General features: G+C 37.7%; 15 protein-coding genes. 4 read left to right on the top strand and 11 right to left on the bottom strand.

All coding sequences use genetic code 11. The annotated features are described in order from the left end of the window. Positions 1–14: 14 nt before the first annotated feature. The 6 genes from V7124_RS17915 to hemE all read right to left on the bottom strand — a co-directional run bounded on the left by V7124_RS17915 (position 15) and on the right by hemE (position 5,897). On the bottom strand, positions 15–398 hold the full coding sequence (locus tag V7124_RS17915) for a GNAT family N-acetyltransferase (protein ID WP_335411076.1): 384 nt from the start codon (positions 396–398) through the stop codon (positions 15–17). 122 nt (positions 399–520) lie between these two features. Then, positions 521–1,507 carry a lipoate--protein ligase gene (locus V7124_RS17920; RefSeq protein ID WP_335491813.1) on the bottom strand — a complete coding sequence of 329 codons (987 nt, stop codon included), beginning with the start codon at positions 1,505–1,507 and terminating at the stop codon, positions 521–523. Between the two features lie 15 nt (positions 1,508–1,522). Next, on the bottom strand, positions 1,523–2,257 hold the full coding sequence (locus V7124_RS17925; RefSeq protein ID WP_335491815.1) for an MBL fold metallo-hydrolase: 735 nt from the start codon (positions 2,255–2,257) through the stop codon (positions 1,523–1,525). A gap of 59 nt (positions 2,258–2,316) precedes the next feature. After that, a complete protein-coding gene (gene hemY / locus V7124_RS17930) occupies positions 2,317–3,738 on the bottom strand; it encodes a protoporphyrinogen oxidase (RefSeq protein ID WP_335411082.1) in 1,422 nt (473 codons plus the stop codon). A gap of 23 nt (positions 3,739–3,761) precedes the next feature. Further along, complete coding sequence (gene hemH, locus V7124_RS17935) at positions 3,762–4,703, bottom strand: ferrochelatase (RefSeq protein ID WP_335491818.1); 942 nt, start codon at positions 4,701–4,703, stop codon at positions 3,762–3,764. A gap of 147 nt (positions 4,704–4,850) precedes the next feature. Next, on the bottom strand, positions 4,851–5,897 hold the full coding sequence (gene hemE / locus V7124_RS17940; RefSeq protein WP_335411086.1) for a uroporphyrinogen decarboxylase: 1,047 nt from the start codon (positions 5,895–5,897) through the stop codon (positions 4,851–4,853). Positions 5,898–6,173: 276 nt separating this feature from the next. Between hemE and V7124_RS17945 the strand changes: the two genes are divergently transcribed. Then, on the top strand, positions 6,174–7,571 hold the full coding sequence (locus tag V7124_RS17945) for a hypothetical protein (protein WP_335491820.1): 1,398 nt from the start codon (positions 6,174–6,176) through the stop codon (positions 7,569–7,571). Positions 7,572–7,593: 22 nt separating this feature from the next. On the opposite strand, the gene V7124_RS17950 is transcribed toward V7124_RS17945, so the two are convergent. Beyond that, the gene (locus tag V7124_RS17950; RefSeq protein ID WP_335411090.1) at positions 7,594–8,223 is read right to left on the bottom strand and encodes a phosphatase PAP2 family protein; all 630 of its coding nucleotides are present in this window, start codon (positions 8,221–8,223) and stop codon (positions 7,594–7,596) included. A gap of 133 nt (positions 8,224–8,356) precedes the next feature. Between V7124_RS17950 and V7124_RS17955 the strand changes: the two genes are divergently transcribed. Continuing rightward, the gene (locus V7124_RS17955) at positions 8,357–9,535 is read left to right on the top strand and encodes a M20 family metallopeptidase (RefSeq protein WP_335491822.1); all 1,179 of its coding nucleotides are present in this window, start codon (positions 8,357–8,359) and stop codon (positions 9,533–9,535) included. A 16-nt stretch (positions 9,536–9,551) separates the two neighbouring features. Here V7124_RS17955 and V7124_RS17960 read toward each other — a convergent pair whose 3' ends face one another. From V7124_RS17960 to V7124_RS17970, 3 genes are read right to left on the bottom strand one after another with little or no spacing between them, the layout of a single operon-like run. Next, positions 9,552–10,274, bottom strand: coding sequence for an EcsC family protein (locus V7124_RS17960; protein ID WP_335491825.1), 723 nt, complete (start codon positions 10,272–10,274; stop codon positions 9,552–9,554). Positions 10,275–10,322: 48 nt separating this feature from the next. Then, complete coding sequence (locus V7124_RS17965; RefSeq protein WP_335491828.1) at positions 10,323–11,534, bottom strand: ABC transporter permease; 1,212 nt, start codon at positions 11,532–11,534, stop codon at positions 10,323–10,325. Next, positions 11,527–12,267, bottom strand: coding sequence for an ABC transporter ATP-binding protein (locus V7124_RS17970; RefSeq protein WP_335491833.1), 741 nt, complete (start codon positions 12,265–12,267; stop codon positions 11,527–11,529). Before V7124_RS17970 ends, V7124_RS17965 begins: the two co-directional genes overlap by 8 nt. A gap of 594 nt (positions 12,268–12,861) precedes the next feature. Here V7124_RS17970 and V7124_RS17975 point away from each other — a divergent pair. Continuing rightward, positions 12,862–13,281 carry an HIT family protein gene (locus V7124_RS17975; protein ID WP_335491842.1) on the top strand — a complete coding sequence of 140 codons (420 nt, stop codon included), beginning with the start codon at positions 12,862–12,864 and terminating at the stop codon, positions 13,279–13,281. Between the two features lie 138 nt (positions 13,282–13,419). Further along, positions 13,420–13,947 carry a tryptophan transporter gene (locus V7124_RS17980; protein WP_335411101.1) on the top strand — a complete coding sequence of 176 codons (528 nt, stop codon included), beginning with the start codon at positions 13,420–13,422 and terminating at the stop codon, positions 13,945–13,947. A 58-nt stretch (positions 13,948–14,005) separates the two neighbouring features. On the opposite strand, the gene V7124_RS17985 is transcribed toward V7124_RS17980, so the two are convergent. Further along, complete coding sequence (locus V7124_RS17985) at positions 14,006–14,194, bottom strand: hypothetical protein (RefSeq protein WP_335491837.1); 189 nt, start codon at positions 14,192–14,194, stop codon at positions 14,006–14,008. Positions 14,195–14,270 lie beyond the last annotated feature (76 nt).

The following is a 14,270-nucleotide window of genomic DNA, read 5'->3' on the forward strand; positions in this document are numbered from 1 at the left end:
TTGCTCCTCTTTTTTTATATTCTTCTTTCCACAGGAGTTAAGCTTCTCCCCTTTGCTGTTGCTATAAACCCATTCTTTAAGTAATGATTCAAGGAGTTTGGTGTGCACTTTGCCTTAATTAAGTCACTGTTTAGTGTTAGAACAAACTTGTCCCTTTCTTCAAATAAACGAGCATAAATACCTTTTTTTCTATATTCTTTTCTAACAAAGTCAGTATTATAATAAACATACGTCCGACGCAAAACACAAGAAACTACACCAACTATTTCATCCCCAAGCTTTGCACCAAACCAAATGGTATTTTCCGTATTTCTCACTCTCATACGTCCTTGAATTACAAATGGGACAATAGGTGCAATTTCTTCAAAAGTCATCCTAGCAACGGTGATTTCATCCATACACATCAACTCCAGTAAAATACTTGTCTCCCCATATATATGAAGAGGTTTTCACTTTGGTTGTGTGAACCTACCGGAGAAAAAGCCTAAAAAAACGATGATTTTCATCATCGCTTCCTCACCTAATAAATTAAATTAATAAATTCTTCTTTTGAAACATTTCCAAAATAATAAGTTGTGTCGACCTCTTTAAGTGCTGCCTCTAACTCACTTTTTTCGTATCGAACTTGAGTTAGCTTATTCTCAATTTCACTTACATCACCAACACCAAAGAAGTCACCATATATCTTACAGTGTTCGATGACTCCCTTCTCAACATCTAAACGGACATCAATTTGGCCCACAGGGAAACGATGGGAATGCTGAAGATTAAACTTTGGGGATTTCCCGTAGTTCCAATCCCAGTTTTGATATCTTTCTTTTGAAAGCTGGTGAATTTTTTCCCAATCTTCTTTCGTAAGGACGTATTCGGATACTTGTTGACCTTCAAAAATAAAATTCAGCAAAGAAGAACGAAACTCCTCAATATCCAATGTATCTGTCAGAAATTCTGAAATATTAGCAACCCGACTGCGAACGGACTTGATTCCTTTAGATTCAATTTTATCCTTTTTCACCCTTAACGCGGAAACAATATGATCCATTTCGGAATTGAATAGCAGCGTTCCATGAGTGAACATCCGACCTTTTGTAGAGAATTGGGCATTGCCGGAAATTTTCCTTCCCTCTGCTAAAATATCATTCCTACCGCTTAATTCCGCATTAACTCCCATCTGTTTAAGAGCAGCAATAACCGGCTCTGTAAACTTGCGAAAATTGTGAAAGCTATCTCCGTCATCTTTTGTAATAAAACTATAATTCAGATTGCCAAGGTCATGATAGACTGCTCCCCCGCCTGACAATCTTCGTACCACATGTATACCGTTGCTCTCAACATATTCAGTATTAATTTCTTCAACAGAATTTTGGTTTTTTCCAATGATAATGGATGGCTCATTTATGTAAAATAATAAATATGTTTCATTGATATCGAGATTTTTCAATGCATATTCTTCAATCGCTAGATTAATACGTGGATCCGTGATGCCTTTATTATCGATAAATAACATACTATCTTTCCCTTCTTATAGTGAAATGGTTTGAAATTCATCTGCCAATTTTATTATACCAGTATATTCAGTGCTTGCTTCACTAATAAGCTTAGATAATTCTCCGTAATGGGGAAGATGGGTAAGGATTAATTGTTTAACACCAGCACTTTCCGCAAACTTTCCAGCATCAATGCTATTCATATGACCAGCAGACTTCCCATTTTGATGCTGATAAAAATTACATTCACATAATAAAAGGTCAGCATCTTTACTAAACTCAATAAATTCTTCTTTAAAGGAACTATCAGCTGTGTACACGATTGACTTCCCACCTGCTTCTATCCTCATCGCAAAGCATGGTACTGGGTGGGCTGTTTTTAAGAAGGTAACAGTGAATGGTCCAACATCAAGAACATCATTGGGTGTATAGGCAATTCCCTTGGTGATTTCTTTATAGGTCAATTTCGTAAATTCAGTTTGGTCAAAAGAATGTCCATAGATAGGCAAGGTCGGAAAGCTCTTGCCTAAAAATCCCTGAATTAATCGAGCATGCTGCAGGACCCCAATATCTGCAATATGGTCTGGATGATAGTGGGAAATCAATACAGCATCAAGCTCTTCTGGCTGAATAATATTTTGCATTTTTGCTAGAACACCACTGCCACAATCAATTAGCAGTTTAAATCCATTATGCTCTATTAAATACCCCGAACTTGCCCCATTTTGTTTTGGGTAACCTCCCCAAAAGCCTATGATTGTCAGTTTCATTCAAACCCCTCCTAGGTCAATTATAAGAAAAAGAAGCTATCTTTAAAACAGCTTCTGGTTCATTCTTTCACATTTAAATAGTTTAATACTCCGTTCACCGCTTCCTCACCTTGGTCAATACAATCAGGAAGTCCGACACCGCCAATGGAGGCACTCGCTAGAAAAATGCCTGGCAGTTCAGCTTTTATATGCTTTCGAATAGTTTCTATCCGGTGTTTATGTCCAACCGTGTACTGCGGCATAGAATCTTTCCAGCGTGAAACGACTGCAAACTCAGGCTTCATCCCAATATCCATGGTTCTACTCAAATCATCAAGGACAATCTGAATGATTCTGTCATCCGAAAGATCTACAATTGTTTCGTCGCCGGCCCTACCTACATAACAGCGTAGCAGCACTTTTCCTTTTGGTGTAGAGTGTGCCCATTTTTTATGTGTCCATGTACATGCTGTAATAGAATAATCGCCATTTCTTGAAACCACAAAGCCTGTTCCATCAATATCTGTTTTAATTGCTTCTTCAGGAAAGGCAAGTGCCACGGTAGCAACCGATGTTGATGGTACTGATTTAAATGGATCAAAGAAACGATAGTCAGAGAATATTGATTGTGTTATTTTATGTGGAGTTGCTACAACAATACTGTCAGCTAGCAATGACTCACCATTATTTAAATAAAGCTCATACTGTTGATTGGACTTTGTAATTTTATCAACCCGATGGCCTTTTAAGATAGAATTAGGGTCAAGTTTCGCCTCAATCGCTTCTGCAAAGGACTGAAGACCAGACTTAAAGGTTAAAAACACACCTTTTTTCTTTCCAGCAGGTTCAATTGTTTTCGGTTTTGAGGGTGTTGTTTTTTTCATACCTAAAATCAGGCTCCGATGTTTTTGCTCAACCTCGTAGAATTGCGGAAAGGTTGACATTAAGCTCATTTGATCAATATCACCGGCATAAATTCCTGATAATAACGGTTCAATTAAATTTTCAACCACCTCATCGCCTAACCTTCTTCGAAAAAATTCTCCTAAAGATTGGTCTACATTACCTGAGGATCTTGGTAAAATAAAATCAGCTGCTGCTCTAATTTTACCAGGAATCGAAAATAGCCCAGTCGTGATAAATGGCCCAATCTCAGTCGGGATTCCCATTATTGAACCCCCTGGCATCGAATAAAGCTTATCCTTCACAAGCACATATGATTTACCAGTCGAATTAGATACTAATTGATCCTCCATACCAACTTCCTTTGCAAGTCTAGTCATGCTAGTTTTCCTCGCTAGGAATGAATCAGGACCTCGCTCTATGGTAAAACCGTCTTTAATAACGGTTTGCATTTTGCCCCCGAGACGGTGAGATGCCTCAATTAGTTTAATTTCGATAGGCAGCTTTTTCTCGACAATTAGTTTTTGAAGGTAGAATGCTGCAGTAAGCCCAGCAATTCCTCCCCCTATAATTGCTACTCTCTTTATTTCTTCCGTCACGGATGTCACCCTTCTTTCTATTTCTAAACGTTAGTACTGGCTAATTTTTCTAAAATAACCGTTGTCATTGCATCTATTAAACCATCATGAGCGTTTGGCATTTCTGGACGATAATAGCTTGCTCCTACTTCTTCTGCTGCCACTCTACATTCATAATCATTGTCATAGAGTACTTCTAAGTGTTCACATACAAAGCCAACCGGTGCAAATACAAATGCCTTATATGGATGTTCTTTCGCTAAGCTCCGGGTTAAATCCTGAACATCAGGTCCTAACCATGGATCTGGTGTATTCCCTGCGCTTTGCCAGCCTATCGCATATTTACTAATCCCAGCCTGTTTGGCAATTAAATCTGCTGTTTCTTGAAGTTGACTTGGATAAGGATCACCAAATTGTAAAATTTTCTCTGGGAGACTATGAGCAGATACAATCAACATGGCGTTATCTTTTTCCTCTTGAGGCATTTGCTGATAAATTTCTTTAATTTTTTCTGCCCAATAGGTTACGAATTTTGGTTCATCGTACCAGCTGTCTATAGAAGTGATGGAAATACCCCCGAGTTTTTCAGCTTCTTCCTCGGCCCTGTTATTATACGACTTTATACTAAAAGTGGAAAAGTGTGGAGCTAAGACTATGCTTACAGCTTCTTTAATCCCATCTTCGTGCATTTCTTTAACTGCATCCTCGATAAATGGTTCAATATGCTTTAAGCCTAGATACATTTTAAACTGTATTTCATCTTGAACAGCATTAATATGCTCTTCTAGTTTTTTAGCCTGCTCAAGTGTAATTTTTGCTAATGGCGATATTCCGCCAATGGCTTCATAACGATTTCGTAACTCTTCAATCATTTCTGGAGTAGGCTTTCTCCCATGGCGGATATGTGTATAGTATCTTTCCAAGTCATCTAAATCATATGGGGTTCCGTATGCCATTACTAGTAATCCCATTTTCTTTTTAGTCATCTGGTGCACCTCATTTTAAAGTCATGTTTCCTCGAATTAAGGATTTAGAGGGCCTCTAAATTTGTTTAGGGCCCTCTTTTTTTCACGCATATTATATTGTGCCAAAATAATGGCTAATTTACCATCATCAACACTCGAACAAAGTTTTTATCGGTTTAGTTTTGAGGCAGAATACTCATGTACAAATGAGGTTAATTTTCTCAAAGTTGCTGGGTCCACAGATGGGAATACACCATGACCAAGATTAAAGATATAGCCTCCCTGAGCCATTCCTTGATCTAAAATTGCTTTCGCTCTTGCTTCAATTACTTCCCAAGGTGCTAGAAGGATTGCTGGATCAAGATTACCTTGTACCGTTTTTTGAACGCCCATTTGTCTTGCTTGTTGAATTGGCAAGCGCCAGTCTAAACCAACCACATCAAGTGGAAGATCATTCCATTCCTTTGCAAGGTGACTAGCTCCTACACCAAACATAATAAGTGGTACATTTTCTTCTTTCAGTTCTGTAAAAATTCTATTCATAACTGGCTTTATAAAGTAGCGGTAGTCCTCTACATTTAAAGCGCCAACCCAAGAATCAAAGATTTGAATAGCTTTAGCACCAGCTTTAATTTGCGATTTTACATATGTGATGATCATATTAGCAAGTTTTTCCATTAAGGTAAACCATGCTTTTGGTTCTGAATACATGAATGCTTTTGTCTTGTTATAGTTTTTTGAAGGTCCACCTTCAATCATATAGCTGGCAAGTGTAAAAGGAGCTCCTGAAAATCCAATCAAAGGTACAGACAATTGTTCTTGAGTTAGTAACTTGATTGTATCAAGAACGTATGGTACGTCGTCCTCCGGATGAAGTTCACCAAGTTTTTCTACATCTGCTAAAGACGTGATTGGATTGTCAATTACAGGACCAATACCCGATTTTATTTCTACTTGCATTCCCAGAGCTGGAAGCGGAGTCATGATATCCTTATAAAGAATTGCTGCATCGACATTATACTGCTCAACTGGCAGGCGAGTAACATACGCACACAGCTCAGGCTGATGAGTAATTTCAAATAAAGAGTACTTTTCTTTAATCTCTCTATATTCAGGCTGCGATCGCCCTGCTTGACGCATGTACCAAACTGGAACGTGGTCTGTCTTCTCTCCCCTTGCTGCTTTTAAGAATGTTTCGTTGATTTGCTTTGTCATGTAAAAATATCCACCTTTCAAAGAAGTACCTTGTATTATTTTAATATATGTAGCTGAAAATTAAAAACTTGTTGAGTATATAACACTGTTTTCACTATATCGATTATTCCTATTTGTGTATAGATTACGATGGTAAGTGTCAAAAAAAAGTCGTTTTTAGTTATTATTTTTGTTCAAATCCCTTTCACCACTTTATTGAAGATTCATATTCTGTATTACATCCAAGGGCGAATAACTAGATTTCGCCCTTGGATGAAGTTGAAAGGGGGTCAATGTATGCTTATCGAACTTTCTGCTCTCCATTGGATATATGTAGTCTTTATTGCCCTTATTATCGGATTTATGGTTAAACGTCGTGATACTTCACTTATTTGTATACTAGGGATATTCCTCATTGCCATTACGGCAACTGGATCATTAAGTAGTTCAGTTAGCAGTGTTTTCAACAGTTTTATTTATGCGATAACAGAGTTGCTATCAACCATCTTAGTAATTTCAATCATTGTCGCTATGAGTAAAACACTAACATCTACTGGTATCAATGATGTAATGATATCACCTTTTACTAAATTAATCCGCAGCCCTGCTCTAGCTTACTGGACCATTGGCATCTTAATGATGGTCATTTCCTGGTTCTTCTGGCCTTCTCCGGCTGTCGCCCTTCTCGGTGCCGTGCTGCTTCCAGTTGCGTTACGTGCAGGTTTACCAGCCTTAGGCGTTGCAATGGCAATGAACTTGTTCGGACACGGGATTGCGTTATCAGGAGACTTTGTGATTCAAGCTGCTCCAAAATTAACCTCAGATGCTGCAGGCATTCCGATTGGTGATGTCATCAGTGCGAGTATTCCATTAGTTTTCACAATGGGGATTGTTACCACTATTGCAGCCTTCTATTTTCTAAAGAGAGATATAAAAAACAGTGTCCTTCAACCAACCCCGTTTGTTCCTGTCAATACAGATCAAGAAACAACATCTGAGAAAAATCTCCTCTCAATCAAACAAAAGCGATTCTTTGCCATTCTCGTTCCAATCTTATTTGCCATAGATGTCGCTGGTATGTTTATCCTTGACCTAACTGGCGGTGATGCAACGGCATTAGTGGGTGGAACATCGATTTTTATCCTCCTGCTGATTACAATGGTTAGCCATAAAAACAAAGGTCTGGAAAAAACAACAAGCTATTTAATTGAAGGATTCACCTTTGGGTTTAAAGTCTTTGGTCCGGTAATCCCCATCGCTGCCTTTTTCTACTTAGGTGACGCTGGTTTTGGAAAAATTATTGGTGACTTTTTACCAGATGGATCCCAAGGAATTGTAAATGACCTTGGTATTGCATTAGCAAATATTGTTCCATTAAGTAAAGTGGTCGGAGCAGTAACGCTAACCACTGTCGGGGCCATTACAGGTTTAGATGGCTCAGGATTTTCGGGAATATCCCTTGCTGGTTCAGTTGCAGGTTTATTTGCCGTCGCAATTGGTAAAGGGATAGCTACTCTAACTGCTCTTGGCCAAATAGCAGCCATTTGGGTAGGTGGCGGAACGCTAGTGCCTTGGGCATTAATCCCTGCTGCGGCCATCTGTAACGTGGATCCATTTGAATTAGCAAGACGAAATCTGCTTCCTGTTGTTATTGGTCTTGTAGTCACAACCATCGTTGCTATGTTTCTAATATAGAAAAGAGGCAGCCGCCTCTTTTTTAATGTCTTATTAATTTCCTTTTAAAAAAATTGTAAATATATATGGATATCATTACCCAAATATACCCAAACGCAAAGCCACCAATGACATCTGTTGGGTAATGGACTTGGAGAATGATCCGGCTTGCACCTAGTAACAATAGTAACAATACCGTTCCAATCACGACGATTCTTTTTGCTGCTGTTGATTTCATCCCTTCAATCACGAGGTAAGCAATAAAAAAGTAGAAGATCAATCCAACCATTGCATGGCCACTGGGAAAACTTAAACTATCAACATGTGCCAAGTGTTCGAGCTCCGGTCTTGGACGTGCTATCCAATCCTTTAAAAGCTTGTTCACTTCATTGCCCAGTGCTGTAGATAAAGCGATGGCTGCTGCACCCAAGAAGTGTCGTTTTATTACTAATAACCACACTAATACAAACAATGCGACGATGCCAATTCCCTTTTTATCGCCTAATTCTGTCACCAATATGAAAAAGGGATTTAAGGTGTCAGGCACATATGTAAATAAATCAGCTAGTTTAGCATCTAGCCAAAAAGTTTCCTTTGCTGCCACTTTCCAAGATGTATAGATTGCTATAATAAAAGCTAAAATGAATAGTATGTATTTACCTTTATTTCTCATTGGTTTAATGGATCCTTTCTTTAATAGAAAACTCTAGAAAATTATAATGAAAATAAACAAAAAAATCTACATAATCGTGTAATAGTGTTAAAATAGTTTGAAAATATAACTTACTTAGGTTGGGGGAAAATAGATGTTAGGTCAATTGTTTTCTAAATTAGAAGATTACTATGAAGAAATGGTATCTATTCGCAGGTTCATGCATCAGCACCCTGAACTGTCCTTTCAAGAATATAACACTGCACAGTTTATTAAGGAATACTATGAAAAACTTGGAATCCCCGTAAAAGGAAAAGTAGGCGGTAACGGTGTCGTAGCTAGAATTAATGGTCGATTACCAGGTAAAACGGTAGCATTAAGAGCTGATTTTGATGCTCTACCTATTCAGGATGAAAAAGATGTAGAGTATAAATCATTAGTTCCGGGGGTTATGCATGCGTGTGGTCATGATGGACATACAGCAACCCTGCTTATCCTTGCTAAAGTATTAAACGAAATGAAGGAAGAACTTGAAGGGAATTATGTCTTAATCCATCAGCACGCCGAGGAAATTGCACCAGGAGGAGCAGCCACGATGATTGAGGATGGTTGTTTAGATGGTGTTGATGTCATTTTTGGAACTCATTTATGGACAAGTGAACCAACTGGAACCATCAAATATCGAACTGGTCCGATCATGGCGGCAGCTGATCGATTTGAAATTCACATTCAAGGTAAAGGTGGACATGGTGCACAACCTCATAAGACGAAGGATGCAATTGTCACTGCTTCACAGCTCGTAATAAATCTTCAGCAAATTGTCAGCAGGAAGGTGAATCCTGTTGAATCTGCGGTCGTCACGGTCGGCTCTTTTACCGCTGAAAACGCCTTTAACGTGATTGCAGATAAAGCGAAACTAGTAGGAACGGTAAGAACCTTTAATGATGATGTCCGCCAATACATCGAAGAAGAAATTGAAAGAATCACCAAGGGTACTTGTTACACTTCAGATAGCACATATAACTATTTATTTGAAAGAGGTTATCCAGCAGTAGTCAATCATCCCAAAGAAACAGATTTTCTGATTGTTTCTGCCAAGGAAGTTCCAGAGGTTATCCATATTGAAGAATCTGAGCTGGAAATGGGTGGAGAAGATTTTGCCTATTACCTAAAGCAAGTTCCGGGAACCTTCTTTTTCACTGGTGCAAGATCACCTGGCGCAAATCCAACCTATCCTCACCATCACCCGAAATTCGATATAGATGAAAAGGCTATGTTAATCGCAGCAAAAACTCTCGGGACTGCAGCAGTAAACATCCACAGGTCCCATTAAACAAACCCCTGAACTTCTACAGTTCAGGGGCTTTTTCTAGAATTCTTAACCTGTATACGTTCATAGCAGTTTCTCCTAAATGCTTTAGAAGATTATTATTGGCATATGCTCCTACAAACGCACCAATTCCCGGCACTAATTGGAACATCTTGACAAGGTCTATATAATCCCTATATTCCTGTTGAAATTTACGCCAATCCATTTCAAGCAGCGACTGTTTTCTATCCTCCCAATTTTCAATTTCAGCTAATGTTTCTCGACGAATCTCATCACTTGAAAATGCCAACTGGAATATATGAAGAATAAAAAGCCTTTCTTCAAATTCTTTCGTGTTAAATCCATAAATAGCAGCAGCTTCAAAGAGAAATTTCATTTTAATCGAAAGCAGTAACGGAAAGTCAGCAAGACCAAGCAGGATTCCCCCGGCTCCCGTCCCGGCACCTTCAACTAGTGCCGTTTTTTGAAAGACAGCCGTCTTTTTCCGCATTAATTCATCACGTTCAGCAAGTGTTAACCCAGCAGCTTGGCTTTTGTTAGTTGTTAGTTGGGAACCGAATAACGTGGTTTTGACCATCCCTTTAATACTCTCTGTCATTACCTCATGAACCTTTTCAGGGATTATGTCATTTATTTTACCTTGAGCTTTTTTTGAAATACGATTCATCATCCCAGAACGTCTCGTTAGTTTTCTTTTCCACTCGATCACTTCGCCAAACACCTTTAACTCATATTCATTCATGCCCCCACCCCCTTTAGCAAAAAGATATTAGTTTTTTTCCAAAACCATTCATGCTTTTAGTCGTTTCTTACTATAAAAATGAACAAATAAAAAACTAAACAGGATACCTGAAAGTAGGACTATTAACGAAAACAGCCATTCCCCTTTTACCAAAATAATCAAGGTAAATATCAAGGATTGAATATTAAGAATGATCAATAGCATGGACTGGAAAGCATTCGTCTTATGCTTTAATGCAACTGGATATAAGTCAATCCATAGTTTGTTTTGGTGATGATTCGATAATGGCAAAAGTTGAAATCCAGTTAAATAAATAAATAAAAGAGACAGTACTAATTGCCCCACTCCAAAAGAGATAAAGTACAAGGCAATCCCACCAATAACGGTTAAACGAATAAACAGTCCTAAATAATCTGATGATCTTAGAAATGTCCGTGCAAATAAATAAAGATACGTATTCTCTTGTGAAAAAGAAATTCGTTTAATAATCCAATCGAGCCATTTTCTTCTTTTAACAGTATCCTTTAACTTCGGAACATCTGTAAATAGATTAGCGAGCCGATAAAAGGAAGCCATCCGCTTCTCTTCTTGAGTAATGAGCAAATCCCATTTTAAGCCCATTTTTCTTGTTCTCACAAAAAAGGATTGATAATAAGCCGCCATAATAAACATCAAGATTAGTAAGAAAAGGACATTTGCGTTGTTAAATAATAAAAACGTAAATAACGCATTAATAAAATAACGGACAAACATGTCACAGACATAAACGGACGGCTGTACGTAGTAGTGAATCCTCCAGCTGATAGCAATATTCCATGCTTTAATCATCAACAGGACCAGCAGGAATATAAAAAATGACTGAAATCCATTTGAACTAACATGTGCATACATTGGCATCAATATTGCAAGAACCAATAATAGTATATAGCCTTGAAAGACTAGACTAACCAATCCGGAACGAAAAAAATAACCCTTTAACTTCGTTTCCAGTGGGATCAAAAATACCTGATCCGCTTCAAGCAAAAATGTGTAAACAGGACTGTGGGTTAAAAACACCCCTAACAGGAACGCAATGATCATCTCTGCAGGAAACTCCGTAGAAAGAGTATTTACCCAATTTTGATAATAAAAAGCTGCTGTTCCCAATAAAAATAGCAGGACGACCACTAGGTGGCCATTTAGTATATATCGAAGGTAAACGCCGATTTCTTTTAAACGATGAACAGATCTGTCTTTCCAAAGCTTTTTCTCATCAAACATAGTTTTCTTCCTTTGTTAATTGGATATAGAGGTCATCTAGTGAAGCTCCAGGCATGGAAAATTGCTTTCGGAGTTCAACTAATGTACCCTCTGCCCGAATTTTTCCTTCATGGAGAATAATAAATCTGTCACAATATTTTTCCGCTGTGGTAAGAATGTGAGTAGACATTAATATGCCTGCACCGTTATCTTTCATTTTTTTCATTAAATCAAGCAATGATTGAATTCCTAGCGGGTCAAGACCAACAAATGGCTCATCGACAATATAAAGCGATGGCTGGACAAGGAATGCACACATAATCATGACTTTTTGTTTCATCCCTTTAGAAAAATGAGCTGGAAACCATTTCATTCTTTTTTCCATGCGAAACTCGGATAATAACTTCTGAATTCTGTTCTCATATGTAGATTTATCTAAACCGTAGGCCATAGCCGTTAAGCTTAAATGCTCTTCAAGGGTGAGTTCTTCGTATAAAACTGGGGTTTCCGGTACAAAGGTAAACATTTTCCGATAAGCCTCTTTATCGTCGGTAATGGTATGTCCATTAATTTTCACTTCACCGCGATGTGGTTCCATTAATCCAATAATATGTTTAATTGTTGTACTCTTCCCAGCCCCATTTAAACCGATTAGTCCCACCAGTTCTTTCTCATGTACTTCAAAGGATATATCTTTTAAAACTGGATTCCTTGTATACCCTCCTGTAAGACCTTCAATCGATAATAAAGACATGTGCAAGTCCCTCCATATCATAATTACCTTACATTTTACCAAATTGTCCTTGATAAAAATAGGAATTCAATTTATTGAAATTTATTTGTATATTACACTTCAAACGGGACATCATACTATTTGAAGGGGAAACACCTACTCGGGTGAAGAAATTCATCCAAAATTTGAAATGAGGTGTCTGTCAAAGACATTAAACTTTTCAAACCAGTAGCTTCCAAACGTTTCAAATAAGGGGATGGTTGTTTTGCACAAGTTGCCTTGTAACCATTTAGAGTTCAAATAACACCAGCTGTTTACGACAAAAAAACGTAAAAATGAGGTGTTTACGGCAGATTATCATCCGTTTTTATAAGTTGAGAAACATATAAAAACTTTCATAGGGGATGGTCAGCTTGAACAATGATTACTCTTTATAAAAAAACACTAAATTGTCAAATGAGGTGTTTATCAAAGGTAATTCCCGAATGAACGTATAATATGAAGCAAAGCCCCTTCGAGAGGACAGGATTCCATGCGGATCCTGTCTCTTTCTTTTTTATTGCTGATTTGTATGGTAAAATACGGATAAATTTAAATAAAGGGGTTGTCTATATCATGAGTGATTGTATCTTTTGTAAAATTGTTAATGGTGATATTCCCGCTGCAAAAGTATTCGAAAATGAACATGTCTTGGCCTTTCTAGATATAAGTCAGGTAACAAAGGGACATACACTAATTATCCCTAAAGTACATAAAGAAAATTTGTTTGAACTCACACCTGAAATTGCAAAAAACATCTTTGAATCTGTACCCGCAATTGCAAATGCCTTAAAAAAAGAATATGAGCCACTTGGTTTAAACTTGGTAAACAACAATGGGGAAAGCGCTGGCCAAACTGTATACCACTTTCACCTTCACTTAATTCCACGTTATGGAAAAGGTGATGGATTTGGAGCGGTGTGGAAAACAAATACAAGTGATTACTCTCCCCAATTGCTAAAAGAAATGGCAGCAAACATCAATAAGAATTTGTAAATCCCTAAAATTATCTGAAAATTATTTCTTTATTATTTTTATATACCTGTGCTATAATGATTACAAGTTTTTCGCTGTGGGCAATTAGTGCACCACAGGAGGAACAAATAGCTTAGTAAAGCAGAGGAGAGACGAGAAATGAATACAAAGAATCTAGTAGTTCTATCACTTTTGGCAGGAATTGGTGTAGTTTTGCACACAGTAATGCCAGCCTTCCTAGGCATTAAACCAGATATGATGCTGGCGATGATGTTTTTAGGAATTGTTCTTATACCAGAAATAAAGAGTGTTATGCTTTTATCAATTGTGACAGGAGGATTATCTGCGCTTACAACCGGTTTTCCTGGCGGTCAGCTTCCAAATATCATTGATAAGCCAATCACTGCCTTGATCTTTTTTGGATTATTTTTGGCATTAGGGAAGTATCGAAATTCTATTATCAGTGTTGGTGTCTTAACTGCCATTGGGACGTTAGTTTCTGGCACGATATTTTTAGGAGCGGCACATTTCATTGTTGGCCTACCAAGTTCTTTTGCTGCATTATTTGCTGCTGGTGTTTTACCTGCAATTGGAATCAATACAATCGTTATGGTTATATTGTATCCAGTAGCTCTTTCAGTTGCCAAAAGAACGAAATCGTCATCATCTATTGTCATTTCAAAATAAGAAAAGGAAAAGAACCTCTAGATGGGTTCTTTTCTTTCTATAATCCCAGAATAAGAGTTCAAAAGCTTGATAACACAATCGACAATAGTAAAAAAAGGACTCCGCCCCCGGCTAATACAGAAGCTCGTTTTTTTAAAACTTGTTTTGGTGGATAAAATCCTGGTCTTTTTATAGCTAGAATATTCCAAATAGAACCGACAAACAGCAATAGACATAACAAAAAAAGAATGCTAATAACACTTTTCATATACAACCCCCTCATGATAACTCAAAAGTCGCTACTACAATTTATATGATATAGTGTCCTTTCATATGTTTTTCAT

The organism is Neobacillus niacini (assembly GCF_036961885.1).
GTDB lineage: Bacteria > Bacillota > Bacilli > Bacillales > Cytobacillaceae > Neobacillus > Neobacillus niacini_H.

Coding starts and splice junctions, on each gene's coding strand:
- V7124_RS17975 (WP_335491842.1), top strand. CDS start 12,862: ATGAGTGATTGTATCTTTTGTAAAATTGTTAATGGTGATATTCCCGCT.
- hemE (WP_335411086.1), bottom strand. CDS start 5,897: ATGACAAAGCAAATCAACGAAACATTCTTAAAAGCAGCAAGGGGAGAG.
- V7124_RS17955 (WP_335491822.1), top strand. CDS start 8,357: ATGTTAGGTCAATTGTTTTCTAAATTAGAAGATTACTATGAAGAAATG.
- hemH (WP_335491818.1), bottom strand. CDS start 4,703: ATGACTAAAAAGAAAATGGGATTACTAGTAATGGCATACGGAACCCCA.
- V7124_RS17945 (WP_335491820.1), top strand. CDS start 6,174: ATGCTTATCGAACTTTCTGCTCTCCATTGGATATATGTAGTCTTTATT.
- V7124_RS17950 (WP_335411090.1), bottom strand. CDS start 8,223: ATGAGAAATAAAGGTAAATACATACTATTCATTTTAGCTTTTATTATA.
- V7124_RS17965 (WP_335491828.1), bottom strand. CDS start 11,534: ATGTTTGATGAGAAAAAGCTTTGGAAAGACAGATCTGTTCATCGTTTA.
- V7124_RS17925 (WP_335491815.1), bottom strand. CDS start 2,257: ATGAAACTGACAATCATAGGCTTTTGGGGAGGTTACCCAAAACAAAAT.
- V7124_RS17970 (WP_335491833.1), bottom strand. CDS start 12,267: ATGTCTTTATTATCGATTGAAGGTCTTACAGGAGGGTATACAAGGAAT.
- V7124_RS17980 (WP_335411101.1), top strand. CDS start 13,420: ATGAATACAAAGAATCTAGTAGTTCTATCACTTTTGGCAGGAATTGGT.
- V7124_RS17985 (WP_335491837.1), bottom strand. CDS start 14,194: ATGAAAAGTGTTATTAGCATTCTTTTTTTGTTATGTCTATTGCTGTTT.
- V7124_RS17920 (WP_335491813.1), bottom strand. CDS start 1,507: ATGTTATTTATCGATAATAAAGGCATCACGGATCCACGTATTAATCTA.
- V7124_RS17915 (WP_335411076.1), bottom strand. CDS start 398: ATGGATGAAATCACCGTTGCTAGGATGACTTTTGAAGAAATTGCACCT.
- V7124_RS17960 (WP_335491825.1), bottom strand. CDS start 10,274: ATGAATGAATATGAGTTAAAGGTGTTTGGCGAAGTGATCGAGTGGAAA.